The organism is Paraperlucidibaca sp., assembly GCF_982810325.1.
The window spans coordinates 92594-113026 of sequence record NZ_CEYEMI010000004.1; the positions used below are offsets into that span (position 1 = coordinate 92594).

Here is a 20433-nt window from a genome sequence, read left to right on the forward strand (position 1 = left end):
ATTCTCGATGGTCGCGTCAGCGTCAATGGCGCATTGGCCAAGCTTGGCGACCGTATTGTCGTTGCCGATGAGCTGCGCCTTGATGGCCGTCTGGTGCAGTTTTCGCTTGAGTCGGATGTGCAGCGCCGCGTCATTGCCTATTACAAGCCCGAGGGTGAGATTTGCTCGCGCTCCGACCCCGAAGGCCGCCCAACCGTATTTGACCGCCTGCCACGCATCACCGGCGAGCGTTGGGTCATGGTCGGCCGTCTTGATATCAACTCCAGCGGCTTGTTGCTGTTTACCAATGACGGCCAGTTTGCCAACCGTTTAATGCATCCATCCAGCGAAATTGAGCGTGAATACGCTGTGCGTGTGATGGGTGAGCTCACTCAGGATGCTCAGCGCGCCTTATGCGCTGGCGTTGAGCTGGAAGATGGCCCTGCTAAGTTCGAAAGCGTTTCGGAGCTTGGTGGCGAAGGCTTTAACCGCTGGTGGCAGGTGGTGGTGAAAGAGGGGCGTAACCGCGAAGTTCGTCGTTTATTTGAGTCGCAAGAGCTGAAAGTAAGCCGCTTGCTGCGTACTCGCTACGGCACACAAGTATTGCCACGCGAACTGCGTACTGGCCGTTGGATTGAGCTTGATAAACCCGATATCGATAAGCTTCTAGGTGCGGTTGAGTTACGTCCTCGTCGCAATGGCTCCGGCATCTTTGGCATCACGCGTCGCCGCATTGAAAAGCAGCGTGAAAATCCGCTGAAACCACGTTTTGTCGATGGTGCATCACGTTCTAGCGATAAACCGGCGCGTAACACTGAGAAACCAGTGCGGACATCGTCAGATAAGCCCGTGCGCCGTGAGCGCAAGCCTGCTGAAAGTGCAGAGTCACCACGTAAGGGCGGCTATTTGCGTCAGCAGCGTCGTGATGGCGGCACGGACAAATAAGCGCTAAGCCATGGATATTAACGTCAGCACACCATCGATTCTATTCCCAGCAATTTCCTTGCTGTTGCTGGCGTTTACCAATCGCTTCTTGGCTTTAGCGAATCTGATTCGCCAACTCCATGATCAGTACAAGCTAAAACCTGAACCAGCCGTATTGGCGCAAATGGCACATTTGCGTCACCGCTTGCTACTGATTCGCAATATGCAGGCTTGCGGTGTGTCGAGCATGGTGATGTGTATTGTCTGCATCGGTATGGTGCTGCTTAGTCAGCCCAACTTGGCCTTGATTAGCTTCATTTTGAGCTTGCTGCTGATGTTGGCATCGCTGGCGTTGTCACTCAGGGAGATTCTTATCTCCTATCGCGCGTTAGAGATGCATTTGGCGGATATTGAAGAGCTTCATCGCGAAGATTAGGCTCTTCAATATCGCTTTCGTCGGCACTATGGCATTCGCTTAGCTTTTCGCCGTTAAATCAATCGATTGCCCCGTTATGCCGCGAGCTGCTTCGCTGAGCAAATGCACATAATGGTGGGTAATGGACTCCGGTGTTTTCACCGATTCTGGGTTTTCGCCTGGATAAGCGCTAGCACGCATACTGGTGCGAGTCGCTCCTGGATTGACGCAGTTCACCCGCACATTGCTGGTGTTTTTTAATTCATCGGCAAATAGCTGCGTTAGGCCTTCAATGCCAAATTTCGATAGCGCATAGGCGCCCCAAAATGCCCGTGCTTTGCGACCAACACTGCTGCCAGTCATGATTACACTGGCATCTGGGCTGGCTTTTAATAGCGGCAACAGTACCTGTGTGAGCACAAAAGGCGCGCGTAAATTGATGCTCATGACACGATCGAAAGTGTCGGGGTCGTACATTTCCATCGGCGTGATATCGCCAAGATCGGCGGCGTTATGCACTAGGCCATCGAGGCGGCCGAATGTGGCTTGAATTTGCTCGGCTACCGACTGGCAGAGTTCAGGGTGCGCGACGCTTAAATCTAGTGTGATGATGGCTGGCATAGCGCCACCAGTAGCAACGATGGCGTCGTAAGTAGCGCCTAATGTTGCCTCTTCACGGCCCAATAGCACCACCGTAGCGCCAGCCTCCGCGCTTGCAATAGCCACTGCGCGGCCAATGCCACGGCTAGCACCAGTGATTAAAATAACGCGTTCAGCTAATGCTTTCTCGACAGACATTGTGAGCTCCTAAAGGAAAATTGTTTGGGTGGCACAATAAAGCGACTCAAGGAGAGTCGCTAGTGAGGCGCCTAAAGTGTGGTCATTAGCCAGCGCGAGAAATCAGCGACTGTGGCGCAATCAATATCGGCCTGCCAGTCACTCATCTGCTCGCCATCGGCCAAATAACCCCAGCCAGCGGCAACTGTGAGCATGTCGCTACGCCGTCCAGCCTCAATATCGCGGGCATGATCACCAACATAGATACACTCACGCGCCGCAACGCCTGCGCGTGCACAGGCCAGCAGCATAGGTTCGGGATGTGGCTTGGTCTGTGTGACCTCATCGGCGCAAACCACGGCAGCGGCGCGTTGATCTAGCCCCAGAGCTTTTAATAGCGGATGAGTGAAGCGTGTTGGCTTATTGGTGACAATGCCCCATGCGATACCTTCGGCTTCAAGCGCAAGCAAAGCAGCATCTAAGCCTTCAAATACGCGGGAATGATCGGCGATATGGGCTTCGTAGTCATCGAGAAAGGCTAGGCGCAAAGGTTCTACGGCCTCACTGCCAAGCTCAGGATAAGCGGCGGCTAAGACCGCTTTAGAGCCTGCTGAGACGGCTGCGCGAATGGGTGCATAGGGCAGGGGCTGCTCGCCGCGTGCACTGCGCATGCGGCTGATGCCAGCGTAAAAGTCGGGTGCGGTATCGACTAGCGTGCCATCGAGATCGAAAAAAACGGCGGCGGGGCGCATCAATCAGCCTTCACACGCGTGCAGCCGAGCATATAGTTGACGTCGACATTTGGCGCTAGCCAATAGCGCCCAGTGACCGGGTTGAAGTGCAGGCCGGTCATGTCATTAAGCGTGAGGCCTGCCTCGCGAACCCAGCGTGCCAGTTCTGCTGGGCGAATGAATTTGCGATAATCGTGAGTGCCGCGCGGCAACATGCGCAGCACATATTCGGCTCCGACGATGGCAAATAGCCAAGACTTTGGGTTGCGATTGAGTGTGGAGAAAAACACTTGGCCGCCGGGCTTAACCAGGCGATAGCAGGCCGCCACGATCGCAGACGGATCAGGCACGTGCTCGAGCATTTCCAAGCAGGTGACGACATCAAAGCTGGCGGGCATTTCTTCTGCTAATGACTCCACCGTGCATTGGCGGTAGCTCACCGTCGTGACGCCTTCTTGTTCGGCATGAAGTCTGGCCACATTCAGCGGTGCTTCACCCATATCGATGCCCAGCACCTCGGCACCTCGTCGCGCCATGCTTTCCGACAAAATGCCACCACCACAGCCGACATCTAGCACGCGTTTGCCAGATAGCGATACGCGCTCATCGACCCAGTTTAAACGCAGCGGGTTGATGTCGTGCAGTGGCTTAAATTGCGACTGCTTATCCCACCATTGCGAGGCTAGGGCTTCAAATTTGGCGATTTCACTCGCGTCGACGTTTTGCAACGGTTTTTGCTCGGTGGCTTGTGTCATGGGTTGTTTCCTTGATCTCGCAAGTAGTAGCCGCGCAGGCCAGCAGAAATGTGCGGCAAAGTATAGCCCGAAACGCTTAATTCGCGGTGGCCAAGAGTGCTACTGAATGCGCCGCTCTGTGCTAGAATCTAGCGCTTTAACGACGGCCCAAAAGAAGAGAAAACTGCATGACCGACGTTTCTAACGAAATTCAACCAGTCAATATCGAAGATGAGCTGCGCCAGTCCTATTTAGACTACGCCATGAGTGTCATTATCGGCCGGGCCTTACCCGATGTCCGCGATGGCCTGAAGCCGGTGCACCGCCGCGTTTTATTCGCGATGAATGAGCTAGGCAACGATTGGAACAAAGCTTACAAGAAGTCGGCGCGTGTCGTCGGCGACGTCATTGGTAAATATCACCCGCACGGCGACACTGCCGTCTACGACACTATCGTGCGTATGGCGCAGCCGTTCTCGCTGCGCTATTTGCTCGTCGATGGTCAGGGTAACTTCGGTTCTGTTGATGGCGATAACGCCGCTGCTATGCGTTACACCGAAGTGCGCATGACTAAGCTCGCCCACGAGCTGCTCGCCGATCTCGACAAAGAAACTGTCGACTGGGTGCCTAACTACGACGGTACCGAGATGATTCCGGCCGTTATGCCCACGCGCATCCCCAACCTCTTAGTCAATGGCTCCAGCGGCATCGCTGTTGGCATGGCGACGAATATTCCGCCGCATAATATGAGCGAAGTGGTCAATGGCGTGTTGGCCTTGCTCGATGACCCTGATCTCGATGTCGATGGCTTGATGGAGCATATCCACGGCCCAGACTTCCCAACGGCTGGCTTCATTAATGGTCGTGCGGGCATTATCGAGGCCTATCGCACCGGTCGTGGCCGCATCTATATGCGTGCCCGTCATCATATTGAGATCGATGCTAAAACCAATCGCCAAACTATTGTTTTCACTGAGATTCCTTATCAGTTAAACAAAGCCCGCGTGATTGAGAAAATCGCGGAGTTGGTGAAAGAGAAGAAAATCGAAGGTATCTCAGAGCTGCGTGATGAGTCCGATAAAGACGGTATGCGTATCGTCATCGACTTAAAGCGCGGTGAAGTTGCCGAAGTTGTGGTTAATAACCTGTTTGCTCAAACCCAGCTGCAAGGCGTGTTTGGCATCAATATGGTGGCGATCGACGAAGGTCAGCCTAAGATCATGAATCTTAAGCAGATCCTCGAGGCGTTTATTCGTCACCGCCGTGAAGTCGTTACCCGCCGCACGGTGTTTGAATTGCGCAAAGCGCGTGAGCGCGGCCATATTTTGGAAGGTTTGGCGGTAGCACTGGCCAATATCGATCCTGTCATTGCGCTGATTAAAAAATCACCAAGCCCAGCTGAGGCCAAAGAGCGCCTTATGGCAGAGGCTTGGCTGCCTGGTGCAGTGCAGGGCATGTTGGAGCGCGCAGGTGATATCAACGCTTGTCGCCCAGATGGCCTAGCCAATGGCATGGGCTTTATTGCCGATCGCTACAAGTTGTCGCCTGAGCAAGCACAAGCTATTTTGGACCTGCGTCTGAACCGTTTGACCGGCCTTGAGCAAGACAAATTAGTATTTGAATACAGTGACTTATTAGAGAAAATTAAAGCATTAATGCTGATTTTGGCGGAGCCAGAGCGTCTGCTCAATGTGATTCGCGAAGAGCTGCAAGAAGTGCTGAGCAATTACGGTGATAAGCGCCGCACTGAGATCATTGCTACGCGCTTAGATTTGACGCTTGAAGACCTCATTACCGAAGAAGATGTGGTGATGACTTTGTCGCATACCGGCTATGCGAAGATTCAACCAGTCAGCGATTATCGTGCGCAACGCCGTGGCGGCCGTGGCCGTTCAGCGACAGCAATGAAAGACGAAGATTATATAGAGCATTTACTGGTCGCCAGTACCCACGACACCGTGCTCTGCTTCACCAGCGCCGGCAAAGTCTATTGGCTAAAAGTGTACGAGCTGCCGCAAGCCAGTCGTGGTTCGAAAGGCAAGCCCATCGTCAACATCCTGCCGCTAGTCGAAGGCGAGCGCATCACCACCATTCTGCCATTGCGCGAATACCCAGAAGGCCATTTTGTCTTTATGGCCACTGGCGATGGCACAGTGAAAAAAGTCGAAGCACAAGCTTTCTCACGCCAACGTACAGCGGGTTTGATAGCTATCGATCTAGTCGGCGACGATGTGCTGATTGGCGCTGCCGTTACCGATGGCGAGCAAGACATCATGCTGTTCAGCAACGAAGGCAAAGCTGTTCGCTTCCATGAAAGTGATGTCCGCTGCATGGGCCGTACTGCCATGGGCGTGCGCGGTATTCGCTTAGGTGAAAAAGCCAGCGTTGTCTCACTTATAGTTGCCAACTCTGAAGCTTATGTTTTAACCGCATCGGCCAATGGCTTCGGCAAACGTACCGCCGTCACTGAGTTCCCTACGCATAAGCGCGGCGGCCAAGGCGTTATCGCCATGCAAACTAGCGATCGCAATGGCGAGCTAATCGGTGCTGTGCAAGTAGTCGACAGCGATGAGCTGATGCTGATTTCCAACCAAGGCACCTTGGTGCGTACACGCATTAGCGAAGTCTCGGTGTTATCGCGCAATACTCAAGGCGTGACGCTGATCAAACTAGGCAAAGAAGAAAGCCTAGTTCGTACGGTTCGCGTTGATGAAATTGAAGATGACGGTCTCGACGAAGATGGCAATGTCATCGAAGCGAGCGCTGTTGAGCTACCTGATGTCGAGGCGGCCAATGTCGATGTAGCTGAAGATTCCCAAGACCCCGCAGCGGATGATTCCGCTATCGATGAGAGCGCGCAATGAGCCGAGCGTTTAATTTCTGTGCAGGACCGGCAGCTTTACCTGAGGCCGTACTAAAGCAAGCCCAGCAAGACCTTGTCGATTGGCATGGTCGTGGCTGTTCGGTTATGGAAATGAGCCATCGCGGCGCAGATTTCGTCTCTATTGCCGAGCAGGCAGAGCAAGATCTCCGCGATTTGCTGGCCATCCCTAGCAATTATAAAGTCTTATTTTTGCAAGGCGGGGCATCGCAGCAGTTTGCTCAAGTGCCAATGAATTTGCTCGCGGGCAAGGCCTCTGCGGACTACGTTTGCACCGGCGTTTGGTCGGAGAAGGCCATTGCTGAGGCGAAAAAATTTGGCGGCGTAAACGTTGTTGCTACTGATGTCGCCAATAATTTCCGCGCTGTGCCGGCGTTTGCCGATTGGCAGCTGGATAAAAACGCTGCGTATTTGCACTACACGCCAAATGAGACCATTCACGGCGTCGAATACGACTTTATTCCACAAGTTGATGTGCCGTTGGTTGCCGATTATTCATCTAGCATTCTTTCCGAGCCACTTGATGTGTCGAAGTTCGGCCTGATTTACGCTGGCGCACAGAAAAATATCGGACCAGCCGGCATTGTTGTCGTCATCGTTCGTGAAGATTTACTCGGCCATATGATGCCCGGCATGCCGACCATGCTCGATTACGCGGTGGCTGCCAAAAACGGCTCCATGTACAACACGCCACCCACATACTCTTGGTATCTGTCTGGCCTAGTGTTCCAGTGGTTAAAAGCGCAGGGCGGCTTAGAGGCCATGGCCACGCTTAATGCACGTAAAGCCGCTAAGCTTTATAGCGCCATCGACACTAGCGACTTTTATGCAAACCCAGTGGCTATTGCTAACCGCTCACGGATGAATGTGCCGTTTACCTTGGCCGATGCCAGCTTAGACAAAACCTTCTTAAAAGAAGCTGAAGCGCTTCAGCTGCTGAACTTAGCAGGTCACCGCTCAGTCGGCGGCATGCGTGCCAGCCTCTACAACGCCGTGCCAGAAGCTGCGGTAGATGCCTTGATTGATTTCATGGGCGATTTTGAACGGCGCTACGGCTAAGCCCGCGCGCCCATCACGGAACTAGCCCGATGACTGAAACCTTGCCTAGCCTCGATGACGTGCGCCAAAGCATTGATCGTCTCGATGGTGAAATTCAAACGCTAATCAGCGAACGTGCGCGTTGTGCGCAGCAAGTCGCGCATATCAAATTGCGCGAAAGCCCCGAAACCACAGTGTTTTATCGCCCAGAGCGCGAAGCTCAGGTGCTGCAAAAGGTCATGGCGCGTAATGCCGGGCCTTTGCACCCCGAGACCATGGCGCGCTTGTTTCGCGAAATCATGTCGGCGTGTTTGGCGCTCGAGCACACACTCAATATCGCGTTTTTAGGCCCCAACGGCACTTTCACGCAAACCGCTGCGGTGAAGCATTTCGGCCATGGCGTAAATACCTCGCCTTTAGCGACTATCGATGAAGTTTTCCGCGAAGTCGCCGCCGGCTCAGCCGACTATGGCGTGGTGCCCGTAGAAAACTCGACCGAAGGCATGGTCAGCCATACACTGGATTCGTTTTTAAACTCCAACTTACGCATTATCGGCGAAGTTGAACTGAGAATTCACCATCATTTATTGGTTGGCGAGGGCACAAAAACTGAGTCTATTTCGCGCATTTACTCGCACCAGCAGTCATTGGCGCAGTGCCGCCAATGGTTAGATGCCAATTTCCCGCGTGCCGAGCGTGTGGCGGTGTCGAGCAATGCCGAGGCTGCACGCCGCGTTAATGGCGAATGGCATTCAGCGGCGATTGCTGGCGAGACTGCCGCTGAGATTTACGGCTTAAAGCAGCTGCATCAGCGCATTGAAGACAATCCCAATAACACCACGCGATTTTTGATCATTGGCCGCGAGGCGGTTAGCGCTAGCGGTACGGACAAAACTTCAATCATCATCACCGCGAAAAACCAGCCTGGTGCATTGTTTACTATTCTTGAGCCGTTTCATCGGCGCGGTATCAACTTAACGCGCATTGAAAGCCGCCCGAGCAAGCATGACATTTGGACTTATGCCTTTTTTATCGACTTCGAAGGCCATCAAGACGACGCCGCTGTGCAGGAAGTCATGGCAGAGCTTGAGCCGCGCATGCGCGAGGTAAAATGGCTGGGTTCTTACCCGAAGGCAGTGCTGTAATGACCAACTTTTTGCAGCAAGCCCGCGCAGGCGTTCAAGGCCTAGCGCCTTATCAGCCCGGCAAGCCAGTGGATGAGCTTCAGCGTGAGCTGGGCCTTGCGCGTGTGGTGAAATTAGCCAGCAATGAAAATCCGCTAGGCCCATCGCCTAAGGCGTTGGCTGCGATGCAAAAAGCCTTGGCAAATCCACTAGAGCTAGGGCGCTACCCAGACGGCAGCGGCTTTCGCTTAAAACAAGCGATTTCTCAGCGCTTTGGCTGTGCGCTTGAGGCCATCACGCTCGGTAACGGCTCAAATGACCTGCTCGATATTATTGCTCGGGTATTTTTAGGCGAGGGCGATGAAGCCATTTACGCCCAATACGCCTTTGCTGTGTATCCGCTCAGCGTGCAGGCCGTTGGTGCCACTGGTGTTTGCGTGCCAGCACTCGACTATGGTCACGACCTAGTGGCGATGGCTCAGGCCATTACCGCTAAAACCAAAGTCATTTTTCTCGCTAACCCGAATAACCCAACCGGCACATGGTTCGCTGAAGCGGATTTTCACGCTTTTATGGCAGCAGTTCCGGCACATATTGTGGTTGTTCTCGACGAAGCTTATTGCGAGTTCGTTAGCGACCCAGCCGCACTCAATGGCCTAGCGCAACTCGTCCGATACCCGAACTTGATCGTGACGCGCACCTTGGCGAAAGCCTATGGCTTGGCGTCTTTACGCGTGGGCTATGGCGTGGCTAGCGTAGAAATTAGCGGCCTGCTTAACCGTGTGCGCCAGCCGTTTAATGTTAATAGCCTCGCTTTAGTGGCTGCTGAAGCCGCCATTAATGACGATGAATTCGTGCAAAAAACGCGCGAAATGAATGCGGTGGGTATGAAGCAATGGTTGCTTGCCACGCAGTCGTTAAACCTCGCCAGCATCCCATCACGTGGCAATTTCCTCTGTGTCGATATGAGCACTGAAGCCATGCCAACCTTCCAAGCGCTATTGCGTGAAGGCGTGATTGTGCGGCCTGTGGCTAACTACGGCCTGCCCAATCACCTGCGTATATCCATCGGCACTGAAGAAGAAAATAGCTTTGCAATTAATGGCTTATCCCGTGTTCTTGATGCTCAGGTGAAGGCTTAATATGCAGCGCTGGCCACTGCGACAAGTCGCCTTTATCGGCCTAGGCCTCATTGGTTCGAGCTTGGCTCGGCTGATGCGCGAGCGCGGTTTAGTCGAGCGCATCACCGCGTCTAGCCGAAGCCAACAAACACTCGCCACTGCACAGCAACTCGGCATTATCGATATTGGCTATAGCAATCCGGCCGATGCCGTTCGCGGTGCCGATCTGGTGATTTTGGCCATGCCCGTGAATGCAACGGAAGCCGTGATGGCAGCGATTAAGCCAGCACTCAGCAGCAGCGCCGTTGTCACCGATGTTGGCAGCACCAAAGGCAATGTGATCGCGGCAGCCAAGGCGGTTTGGGGTCATGTGCCCGAAAATTTCGTGCCTGGCCACCCAATTGCGGGCTCTGAGCAAAGTGGTGTTATGGCCGGTAGGGCAGACCTATTCTCTGCGCATAAAGTCATTCTGACGCCGCTGGAGCACACGCGAGCTGAAGCTGTCGCGCTGGTCACGGCCGTTTGGCAGGCCGCTGGTGCCGACGTGATGACCATGAGCGTGACGCAGCACGATGCTGTGCTTGCGCGCACCAGCCATTTGCCGCATTTATTGGCCTTTTCTCTGGTCGATACCTTGGCGCAAGAATCAGACAACCTCGACATTTTTCGGTATGCTGCCGGCGGTTTTCGCGACTTCACCCGCATTGCCGCCAGCGATCCACTCATGTGGCACGACATTTTCCTGGCCAATCGCGAGGCAGTACTTAGCGCATTAGATGCGTTTGAGGCTGGCACCAAGCGCCTGCGCGAGGCCATCACTACCGAAAACGGCGATGCTTTGCTGGGTGTTTTTACCCGCGCGCGCGCCGCTCGAGAACACTTCACTCATATGTTGGCCGGTACGGCCTATGCTAAGTCCATGACCCAAAATAAAGAATTGCGTTTCACTGTTGAACCCGGTGGCACTTTCACTGGCCGTGCTCGCGTGCCTGGCGATAAATCTATCTCGCACCGCTCCATCATGCTGGGCTCGATAGCCGAAGGCATCACGGAAGTCTCTGGCTTTTTAGAAGGCGAAGATGCACTCGCTACGCTACAGGCTTTCCGCGATATGGGCGTGGTCATTGAAGGCCCTAATGAAGGCCGTGTGCGCGTCCATGGCGTTGGCTTAAATGGCCTAAAAGCGCCGCCAAGTACGATTTACGTCGGCAACTCGGGCACGACCATGCGCTTGCTCTCAGGCCTATTATCAGCCCAAGCATTCAACTCGGTACTTACTGGCGATGCGACACTGGCAAAACGCCCCATGGAGCGTATTGCCAAGCCATTACGCCTGATGGGTGCCGATATTCAGACTACCGGTGAGCGCGGTACACCGCCAGTGACCATCACCGGCAATACCAAACTCAGCGGCATTCACTACGATTTACCCGTGGCCAGCGCGCAAGTGAAGTCTGGCGTGCTGCTCGCAGGCCTATGGGCGGATGGCACTACTTCAGTCACTGAGCCGGCACCCACACGTGACCACACCGAGCGCATGTTGCGTGGCTTTGGCTATGACGTGAAAACCGATGGCGCGACAGCCTCGGTGCAGGGCGGCGGTAGCTTAAAGGCCTGCAAAATAGATGTGCCTGGTGATATCTCTTCGGCGGCGTTCTTTTTAGTGGCGGCCAGCATTGCGCCAGATTCTGATCTAGTGCTTGAGCACGTAGGCATGAACCCCACACGCGTTGGTGTGATCAATATCCTGCGCGCCATGGGCGGCAATATTGAAGTGCTTAATGCCCGTGAAGTAGGCGGCGAGCCTGTAGCTGATTTGCGCGTGCGCAGTGCTCAGCTGCAGGGTATCGACATTCCAGAAGATCAAGTGCCGCTAGGCATTGATGAGTTTCCGGCATTATTTATCGCCGCTGCTTGTGCCAATGGCGTTACAACGCTCACCGGCGCCGAAGAGCTGCGCGTAAAAGAGTCTGATCGTATTCAAGTCATGGCTGATGGCCTATTAACACTAGGTGTTAGTGCCTTGCCTACCGTCGACGGCATTGTCATTACTGGCGGCCCGATTAGTGGTGGCGAAGTTATCAGTCATGGTGATCACCGCATTGCCATGGCGTTTGCAGTCGCAGGCCTGCGCGCCACTGACACGATCACGATCCGCGACTGCGCCAATGTCGCTACCAGTTTCCCCGACTTTATTGGTCTTGCACGCCGTTGTGGCCTGCGTATTCGCGCTAGCGAACACGACCTTCATTAAGCTTTAGAGTAAAGCCACGCATGAGTGATGAAATTAAGCGTCAAGCAGTCCCAATTTACGTGCCTGTGATTGCTATCGACGGCCCTAGTGGCTCAGGCAAAGGCACTATTGCGCACCGTGTCGCTTCGCGCCTAGGTTTCCATGTTCTCGACTCCGGCGCTTTGTATCGCCTATTGGGCGCAGCTGCTAAGCGCCATGCCGTATCCATTGAGAATGAAGCCGCACTGGAAGTTTTAGCCGCTCATTTAGATGTGCAGTTCACTGTTGATGCACAGGGTGAGGCTGTCATTTTGCTCGAAGGCGAAGATGTTAGCCGTGAAATTCGCACAGAGGAGGCTGGTCGAGTCGCCTCGCAAGTCGCCGTTTTGCCAAAAGTACGTAATGCCTTATTGGCACGCCAGCAAGCATTTCGCGAAGCACCTGGCTTAGTGGCCGATGGCCGCGACATGGGCACTGTGGTATTTCCCGATGCCGATCTTAAGATTTTCCTTACGGCCTCAGCCGAGGCGCGCGCCGAGCGGCGCTACAAGCAGTTGCTTGAAAAGGGCTTTGGTGCTAGCCTCGCCGCCCTAATAGACGACATCCGCGCTCGTGATACACGGGATACGGAACGTAGCATCGCGCCGCTTAAGCCGGCCGATGGTGCCTTAGTGTTAGATAGCACTGATTTAGGCATAGATGCAGTCGTTCAGCGCGTATTTGATGAGGCCAAAAAAGCGCCTGCGCTGGCAAAGTTTTTGATTTAAAAGCAGTGGCTTAAGGCTGCTGCTTAAAGTACTAGCGCATAGCCATCGCCTGATGCCTATGCTGTTGGCGGATTGGCAAGTGACGACTACCAGTATGGTTGCTGCCAATTCTTACCCCCATAAACCCGTCGGAGCTGGTCCGTCGGCTGAATATAAGTGCCACCCTGGCACTGGAAGGATTACATGACTGATTCATTTGCCGCCCTGTTTGAAGAAAGCTTAGTTTCCCTAGATGTAGAGCGTGGTGCTCTAATCAAAGGTACCGTTGTTGCCATCGATAGTGATTGGGTAACGGTCGACACTGGCTTGAAATCCGAGGGCGTCATTGCCCGTGAAGAGTTTTTGAATGATCGCCGCGAGCTAGAAGTCGCTGTAGGTGATGAAGTAGACGTTGTTGTCGATGCACTCGACAACGGCATGGGCTACACCCTGCTGTCACGCGAAAAAGCTAAACGCGCCGAAACCTGGATTCGCTTAGAAAAAATCTTCGAAGCCAGCGAAATCGTCAAAGGCATCATGTCTGGCAAGGTTAAAGGCGGCTTCACCGTCGATATCGGCTCTATTCGTGCGTTCTTGCCTGGTTCATTGGTCGATATTCGCCCAATCCGCGACACAGCACACTTAGAAGGCCGCGAGCTCGAGTTCAAACTCATCAAGCTTGACGCTAAACGCAACAACGTTGTGGTGTCACGCCGCGCTGTGATGGAAGCTGAAAGCTCCGCAGAACGCGAACAACTACTGGCCAATCTACAAGAAGGCCAAGTGGTTAAAGGCATCGTGAAAAACTTGACCGACTACGGCGCATTCGTCGACCTCGGCGGCATCGATGGTCTGTTGCACATTACCGATATGGCCTGGAAGCGCATCAAGCATCCAAGCGAAATCGTTGAAGTGGGCACTGAGCTGACCGTGAAAGTGCTGAAATTTGACCGCGAGCGTAATCGTGTGTCCTTGGGTCTGAAACAGCTGGGCGAAGATCCATGGTTAGCATTGATGGGCCGTTACCCTGAAGGTACACGCGTCCAAGCCAAAATCACCAACCTTACCGATTACGGCTGCTTTGCTGAAATCGAAGAAGGCGTGGAAGGCCTCGTGCACGTATCGGAAATGGATTGGACCAACAAAAACATCCACCCATCGAAAGTCGTACAAATCGGCGACGAAGTGGAAGTTATGGTCTTGGACATCGACGAAGTTCGTCGTCGCATCTCCTTGGGTATCAAGCAGTGCCGCGAAAATCCATGGGATGCCTTTGCGCGTCAACATGAGAAGGGCGAGAAAGTTGCCGGTAACATCAAGTCGATCACTGACTTCGGTATCTTCATCGGCCTCGACGGCGGCATCGATGGTTTGGTTCACCTCTCCGATATTTCGTGGAATGAGCCAGGCGAAGAAGCTGTTCGTAACTACAAGAAGGGCGACCCAATCGAAGCCACTATCTTGTCGGTTGACCCAGAGCGTGAGCGCATCTCTTTAGGCATCAAGCAATTAGAGCGCGATCCATTTGGTGATTTCGTGAACCAGTTCGACAAAGGCGCCATCATCAAAGGCACCGTGAAGTCGGTTGACGCTAAAGGCGCAACAATCGAAGTCATGGACGGTGTGGAAGGCAGCTTGCGCGCTTCTGAACTGAGCCGCGATCGCGTTGAAGATGCCACTAAGCATCTGACTGTTGGCGATACTGTTGAAGCTAAAATCATTAGCATCGATCGTAAAACCCGCTTAATCAGCCTGTCGGTGAAAGCCAAAGACGAAGCTGATGACCGCGAAGCTATCAATAACCTGAAAGATCAGCCAGAAGATGCCGCTGGTCCTAAGACCATTGGTGACTTGATCAAGGCCCAAATGGGTAACTGATCTTAGCGATTTGTGGTAAAAATAAACGGGAGTAGGTGACTACTCCCGTTTTTTTATGTTTAGAATCAGTGTGTTGATTTTTCAATATTTTGTACTAATGAGAGAGCCACAATGACATTGACCAGATCAGACATAATCGAGCGCCTAAGTGCTCGGCAAACGCTGCTCACAGGCAAAGATGTGGAGCTTGCAGTGAAGACCATGGTCGAGCAGCTTTCAGAAACGCTGGCGACTAATGAGCGCATTGAAATACGCGGCTTTGGCAGCTTCTGCTTGCATCATCGCGCACCTCGCATAGGTCGTAACCCAAAGACTGGTGAGTCTGTCTCTTTGCAGGCAAAAAGCTCGCCGCACTTTAAGCCCGGCAAAGCATTGCGTGACCGCGTCGATGAAAGTGCTAGTCACACGGCCATTGAGGGTAATCAATCATGAGTGCCATTAAAAAAGCTATCTTCTGGGCTTTCATGCTCATATTTCTATTTACTGGGTTTTGGATGGTCATCGTTAATAACGATTCTGTCAGCCTAAACCTGTTGTTTACCAATACCGGCCCGGTGAATGCTGGCTTTGTTATTTTCATGTCGCTAACCGTTGGCGCCATTGTTGGCTTCATCGCTGGCAGCTTTAGAGCTCGCCTAAGCATCTGGCGTAAAGCACGTGAGGCTGAGCAGGCGAGAGCGCAAGAAGCGACTCAGGCCGCCGATGCCGAAGCATTAGAGCTAGAGCGCGAAACTGCACGTCAACACGCACTGACTGCGCGTAGCCACGAGCCACCCGCGCCACCACCTGTGTATTAATCGAGCGTTTTATGTCAATTACTAGCAGTGTTAAGCGTTCGCCGATTGTTGTTGCCTTAGATTTTACTTCCGCTGAGCAAGCCTTAGCATTTGCCGACGATATAGATCCATCAAAGGCACGTTTGAAAGTTGGCAAAGAGCTATTTACCTATGCCGGGCCAAATCTCGTACGTGAGCTACATCAGCGCGGCTTTGAAGTTTTTTTAGACCTTAAGTTTCACGACATCCCCAATACAGCCGCTTCTGCGGTTGTTGCTGCTGCTGATCTCGGCGTATGGATGGTTAACCTTCACGCGAGTGGTGGTCGTCGCATGATGACTGCGGCTAGCGAGCGCTTAGCTAAAGGCAATTACAGCACTTTGCTGACCGCGGTCACCGTGCTTACCAGCATGGAAGCACCGGACTTGCTAGAAGTAGGCATTACACAAAGCCCCGAAAGCCAAGTCATTGCGTTAGCAGACCTCACGTCAAACTGTGGCCTCGATGGCGTTGTATGCTCGGCACATGAGGCCTCAATGCTACGCGCGCGCTTTGGCAAAGACTTTGTCTTAGTGACGCCCGGCATTCGTCCAGCAGACCATCCCAGCGATGATCAGCGCCGAATCATGACGCCCGCTCAGGCCATGGCTGCAGGCTCTAGCTACTTAGTGATTGGCAGGCCAATCACACAGGCGAAAATGCCCAGCGCGGCACTCGCTGCGATCTGCGCCGAGCTAATTTAAGACTTTTGTATAGCTTTTGATCAATTAGAATTCTTGTCTGACAATAGCGCCTTAATAAGCGACGAATGGTCGATATGATCTGGTGACTAGCAAGTTCTGACATTTGTCAGCACTTAACCTCAGCCTCAGATTATCGAGTGTTCAATGCATCGCCTTATTGTTCGCCAATTCGCTATTACTTTCGTTATAGCTAGCTTCTCTTTAAATGCACACGCAGCCGGTCTCGAATACCCATGGCAATCGACTAGCGCCATGGGTAGCGCGCAAGCCAATGCCGCTGAAGCTAACGATGCTTCAACAGTATTCTTCAATCCAGCCGGGATGGCGCGCCTGAAAACCACCATGGTCTCGCAAGCTGGGCAGGTGCTGTCTGTTCGCGGACAATTTGAAAATAATGGCACGACACGCCTTAACAATGGCTCTGGCACCGAGCTGCAAACCGGTGGCAATGGCGGCAGTTATCATCCTCAAGCTATCCCTGCAGGCCAGTTTTACGCCGTTACTCCCTATAACGACACCATCACATTAGGTCTCGGTGTTTTTGTTCCGTATGGGGCTAACGTGAATTATAAGTCGAGCTGGGTAGGTCGCATGTTTCAAGATGAAGGCACGATTGAGACGATCAATATCAATCCATCGATGTCTATTCGCTTTGACGACAAACATAGTTTGGGTTTTGGTTTGTCCGCGCAAATCATGCACATGAAATTGCGTGCCGGCGCTGATGTGGAAGAGGCCGCTTACGGCATTAGTAAAAGCACGATCCAAACGGGTGCAAGCTTGCTATGTAGCCCAAGCGGGCTTCCACTTGTCGGAGGTATTACAGCCGCAGCTTGTACAGGCGTTGCCAACTTATTGGCTGGGCCATTGGTTTCTGATGCCAAAGGCGAGGGAGCACTTACCGTTGAAGGCATTGGCTATGGCTTTGGTTGGAATGCTGGCTATATGTATCGCTTTAACGACGATCGCACACGTTTTGGTTTGACTTACCGGTCGCATATTCGTCAAACCATTAAGGCTGACTATGATTGGGACTTCAGTGATGTTTCCGGTCAAATTCCAGATATCACGGGTGTCAGTGATGGCAATATATTGGGTTTATTGGGCTCACTTACGCGACGCATTGAGCTGCGCGACTATGTTGAAAACTATGTCCGCCCAGACTCAAAAGCTGAGATAAAAATCATTACACCTGAGTCTGTTGGTGCAGCTTTATTTCATCAGGCCAGTGACCGCTTAGCATTAATGGGCTCATTGACATGGACGCGCACTAGCCGTATTCAAGAGTTGCGAGTAGTTGCTGAGGATCGCCAAGGCCCGAATGGCACAATCCAACAAGGCGATGTGGTGGTAAGCACGCGCTTTCGCGACACATTTAAAGGCGCTATTGGCGTTAATTATCGAGTCAATGACGTGCTAATGCTGCGCACGGGTGTGGGCTATGAGCAAACGCCAGTTCCGGACCCTGAAGGCCGCCACTCCGCATTGCCGGACAACAATCGCTATGTCTATTCTTTAGGTGCCAATATCTCGCCACGCAAAGGCATGGATATCGACTTAGCGTATAGCTATATCGTGATTGAGGATGCCGCTGCTAACTATACTGACGACTGTCACCCGTCTGGCTATCTGATTTCACAGGCACCCGCCAACGGCGCTACGTCGACTACGCAGTGCACAGGTAATGGCGGCACATTCCGTGGCGTGTTCAAAGATACTTATGTGCACTCGGCAGGTATACAGCTTAACCAGCGTTTTTAAACAGCAAGAGGTAGCCTCTTTTTGCGTAAATTAGGGGCCACCTATGTTTGGGTGATGTTTACATAGCCATCGGCATTCGAGAAAATGCGCGCCATTAACCGATTGCTAGGCTCTGATATGTCGATACCAACCGCTGGTACTACGCAAGCAATAAAGCCCGATGAAACCAAGTCGCGTACTGATTTTAATAAGCTGCAAAAGCGCCTACGCCGACTCACAGGCCAGGCCATCGCTGATTACAATATGATTCAGGATGGCGACAAAATCATGGTTTGCCTGTCTGGGGGTAAAGATAGCTATACCATGCTGGAGATGCTGCTGAGCCTTCAGCTTAGTGCACCAATTAAGTTTGAAATCGTCGCAGTTAATCTTGATCAGAAGCAGCCAGATTTTCCGGAAGATGTTTTGCCGCGTTATTTAACTGAGCGTGGCGTACCATTTTTCATTTTAGAGAAAGACACTTATAGCATCGTTAAAGAGCTGACACCGGAAGGGCAGACTTACTGTGCTATTTGTAGCCGGTTGCGTCGAGGAAACTTATATAGTTTTGCGCAAGAGATTGGTGCGACTAAGGTGGCTCTTGGTCATCATCGCGATGACATTATGGCGACACTATTATTGAATATGTTTCATGCTGGCCGATTAAAAGCTATGCCGCCAAAGTTACTATCAGATGACGGCATGAATATTTTGATTCGCCCATTAGCGTATTGCAAAGAGAAGGATATTGCTGAGTTTGCAAGGCTGAAAGAGTTTCCTATTATTCCGTGTAATCTTTGTGGCTCACAAGATAACCTTCAGCGCGCCATGATTAATGAGATGCTCAGAGATTGGGATGAAAAATATCCCGGTCGATTAGATAGCATGTTCACTGCAACTCAAAACATTGCCCCATCGCAGTTGGGTGATCGTGAGCTGTTTGACTTTGAAAGCCTTGAAGATAAACGTACAGTAGTTGAAAGGCCGGCATTGAGAGATGGATTATTGCCGGTGGTTAATGTGACCTTGTCTTAGTGTGGCTTTTAAGCTGATCGTATGAAATTAAGTGCTGAATTAAAATAGCCGGCGTAGATGCCGGCTATTTTAATTCAGCGTGCTGCTATTAGAACTTTTGGTTCATTTGTAAACTTAACACTTGAATCGATGTATCGAAGAAACGGCCTTGATATTTGCCACCATTGGCGGTGCAAGATTCACCGTCTGGATCATAATTACCATTTTCATCGTCACGTGTGAGAGTTCGACATTTTTCAGTGTAGTTTGACAACGAGTCTTCTAAGAAGGTGACACTGTATGCGGCATCGATGCTGAGGTTGCGGTTAACTTTGTAGTTGGCACCAATGGCATACATATAGCGGTCGCTGTCTGGCGCACCTGGATGACGGAACTCTGCAGAAGGTACTGGCGTTTTATCAAACTGGAAGCCACTGCGTAGAGTTAGCTGATCATCCCAATGATAGTTCCCACCAATAGATACTTTAAATGAGTCTCTCCAGTTAGTGTCGATGCCTGCATCACCTTGCTTAATGGCGCTGCCATCTTTTCGCGGTTTATCCAAAAATTGGACTCGAATTTTATCAACTGCTGAAGTTTCAATGAATGTGAAGTCAGCCATAATATCAATTTTATCGGTAAGCTGATGGAATAAATTTACCGAGGTACGGGCAGGTATTATTAAATCGCTTTTTGCTGTGGTGTCCGGGCGAAGATTATCGATTAAATACTCCTCTAGCGTCTGCCCACCTAATGGCCCCCCTGGATTAATTAATAAGTTGGTTACGGTTGAACCATTTATATTACTTAAATCCCACTCAAGGTCACCCCGTAACTTAACTTTACTCTCTGAGCGATAAGCAATACCTAATCGAGTTCTATCAGTAGGAGCGAACATATAGCCTAAGTTATAGCCAAAACCATAACCATACATCTCAACCTGAGCACTACCAGAGGAGCCGTCGGCTGCTAACTGAGAGCCTACAAGATCGTATACTAAGGGGTTGCAAAGTCTTTCTAGTGGATCGCATAAAGCGCCGAGACCAGCTAAAATACCGCCTGTTCCTTCCAGCGTTAAAAGATCTAGGGTGCCACTGTCAATAGCACCTTTTAATAAATATGGAACAACGCCTGGTACATCAATCGCAGTTTTTTGACGAATATGGCCACCAATAACACTGACACCAAAACCTAAACTATGCATATCATCAAAGCGAATGCCGATGGACGGGTTAATGTTGATGAGCTCAATAGCAATGCTATCGATTTGATATTTACCAGCCCAATCAGACTTATAGTTTAAATTACCGCCACCAGGCGCAAAGACGCCAATACCAGCTGTAATCATATCGTTGATCGGCAAAGACACAAAAGCACCACCAGCACCTAGGACTTTTGGCCAAAAAGAGCCTGCTGGGCCAGGATTGTCATCCGCTACAGATTCGCCTTCTCCTGATGGATCACCAGTGCCGGCGCCATGCCTTGTTTCCGCTACATTAGCTTCGGCCTTGCCGCGCAAAAACAATGCTGAAAAGCCCTGTGAAATCTGCAGGCCGCCTTTCATGCGCGCTAGGCCGGC

At 52.0% G+C, this 20433-nt stretch carries 18 protein-coding genes; 14 read left to right on the forward strand and 4 right to left on the reverse strand.

Annotated features, from left to right (window positions below):
• Positions 1 to 924: 23S rRNA pseudouridine(2605) synthase RluB (gene rluB, locus AC3DKE_RS03135; RefSeq protein ID WP_487990053.1), on the forward strand; the 924-nt coding region annotated here is incomplete at its 5' end.
• Positions 925 to 934: 10 nt separating this feature from the next.
• The gene (locus AC3DKE_RS03140; protein ID WP_340674715.1) at positions 935 to 1339 is read left to right on the forward strand and encodes a DUF2721 domain-containing protein; all 405 of its coding nucleotides are present in this window, start codon (positions 935 to 937) and stop codon (positions 1337 to 1339) included.
• A gap of 39 nt (positions 1340 to 1378) precedes the next feature.
• Here AC3DKE_RS03140 and AC3DKE_RS03145 read toward each other — a convergent pair whose 3' ends face one another.
• From AC3DKE_RS03145 to ubiG, 3 genes are all read right to left on the reverse strand, one after another.
• Complete coding sequence (locus AC3DKE_RS03145; protein ID WP_340674714.1) at positions 1379 to 2116, reverse strand: YciK family oxidoreductase; 738 nt, start codon at positions 2114 to 2116, stop codon at positions 1379 to 1381.
• A gap of 71 nt (positions 2117 to 2187) precedes the next feature.
• Positions 2188 to 2847: an HAD family hydrolase gene (locus tag AC3DKE_RS03150; protein ID WP_340674713.1), complete on the reverse strand. Its 660-nt coding sequence runs from the start codon at positions 2845 to 2847 to the stop codon at positions 2188 to 2190.
• The gene (ubiG, locus tag AC3DKE_RS03155) at positions 2847 to 3581 is read right to left on the reverse strand and encodes a bifunctional 2-polyprenyl-6-hydroxyphenol methylase/3-demethylubiquinol 3-O-methyltransferase UbiG (protein ID WP_340674712.1); all 735 of its coding nucleotides are present in this window, start codon (positions 3579 to 3581) and stop codon (positions 2847 to 2849) included. The genes AC3DKE_RS03150 and ubiG overlap by 1 nt, the downstream gene beginning before the upstream one ends.
• Before the next feature lie 167 nt (positions 3582 to 3748).
• On the opposite strand from ubiG, the gene gyrA reads away from it, so the two are divergent.
• The 12 genes from gyrA (at position 3749) to ttcA (ending at position 18875) form a co-directional block, all read left to right on the forward strand.
• On the forward strand, positions 3749 to 6424 hold the full coding sequence (gene gyrA, locus AC3DKE_RS03160; protein WP_340674711.1) for a DNA gyrase subunit A: 2676 nt from the start codon (positions 3749 to 3751) through the stop codon (positions 6422 to 6424).
• Positions 6421 to 7500, forward strand: a complete 1080-nt coding sequence (gene serC / locus AC3DKE_RS03165) for a 3-phosphoserine/phosphohydroxythreonine transaminase (protein WP_340674710.1) — start codon at positions 6421 to 6423, stop codon at positions 7498 to 7500. Before gyrA ends, serC begins: the two co-directional genes overlap by 4 nt.
• A gap of 29 nt (positions 7501 to 7529) precedes the next feature.
• Positions 7530 to 8624, forward strand: a complete 1095-nt coding sequence (gene pheA / locus AC3DKE_RS03170; protein ID WP_340674709.1) for a prephenate dehydratase — start codon at positions 7530 to 7532, stop codon at positions 8622 to 8624.
• Complete coding sequence (gene hisC, locus AC3DKE_RS03175) at positions 8591 to 9745, forward strand: histidinol-phosphate transaminase (protein ID WP_484216701.1); 1155 nt, start codon at positions 8591 to 8593, stop codon at positions 9743 to 9745. Before pheA ends, hisC begins: the two co-directional genes overlap by 34 nt.
• Before the next feature lies 1 nt (position 9746).
• Complete coding sequence (locus tag AC3DKE_RS03180) at positions 9747 to 11978, forward strand: bifunctional prephenate dehydrogenase/3-phosphoshikimate 1-carboxyvinyltransferase (RefSeq protein ID WP_411730137.1); 2232 nt, start codon at positions 9747 to 9749, stop codon at positions 11976 to 11978.
• A 20-nt stretch (positions 11979 to 11998) separates the two neighbouring features.
• A complete protein-coding gene (gene cmk / locus AC3DKE_RS03185; protein WP_411730138.1) occupies positions 11999 to 12724 on the forward strand; it encodes a (d)CMP kinase in 726 nt (241 codons plus the stop codon).
• Between the two features lie 183 nt (positions 12725 to 12907).
• Positions 12908 to 14581: a 30S ribosomal protein S1 gene (rpsA, locus tag AC3DKE_RS03190; protein WP_340674707.1), complete on the forward strand. Its 1674-nt coding sequence runs from the start codon at positions 12908 to 12910 to the stop codon at positions 14579 to 14581.
• Positions 14582 to 14692: 111 nt separating this feature from the next.
• Positions 14693 to 15013 (forward strand): integration host factor subunit beta, encoded by a 321-nt coding sequence (gene ihfB / locus AC3DKE_RS03195; protein WP_181899050.1) that lies wholly within the window; start codon positions 14693 to 14695, stop codon positions 15011 to 15013.
• Entirely contained in the window at positions 15010 to 15378 is a 369-nt protein-coding gene (locus AC3DKE_RS03200) for a lipopolysaccharide assembly protein LapA domain-containing protein (RefSeq protein WP_340674705.1), read from the forward strand. Before ihfB ends, AC3DKE_RS03200 begins: the two co-directional genes overlap by 4 nt.
• Before the next feature lie 11 nt (positions 15379 to 15389).
• Positions 15390 to 16100, forward strand: a complete 711-nt coding sequence (gene pyrF, locus AC3DKE_RS03205; protein ID WP_411730139.1) for an orotidine-5'-phosphate decarboxylase — start codon at positions 15390 to 15392, stop codon at positions 16098 to 16100.
• Between the two features lie 144 nt (positions 16101 to 16244).
• The gene (locus AC3DKE_RS03210; RefSeq protein WP_411730140.1) at positions 16245 to 17861 is read left to right on the forward strand and encodes an OmpP1/FadL family transporter; all 1617 of its coding nucleotides are present in this window, start codon (positions 16245 to 16247) and stop codon (positions 17859 to 17861) included.
• 117 nt (positions 17862 to 17978) lie between these two features.
• Positions 17979 to 18875 (forward strand): tRNA 2-thiocytidine(32) synthetase TtcA, encoded by an 897-nt coding sequence (gene ttcA, locus AC3DKE_RS03215; RefSeq protein WP_411730141.1) that lies wholly within the window; start codon positions 17979 to 17981, stop codon positions 18873 to 18875.
• 88 nt (positions 18876 to 18963) lie between these two features.
• On the opposite strand, the gene AC3DKE_RS03220 is transcribed toward ttcA, so the two are convergent.
• A partial coding sequence (locus AC3DKE_RS03220; protein ID WP_487990054.1) for an OmpP1/FadL family transporter occupies positions 18964 to 20433 on the reverse strand: 1470 nt, incomplete at its 5' end.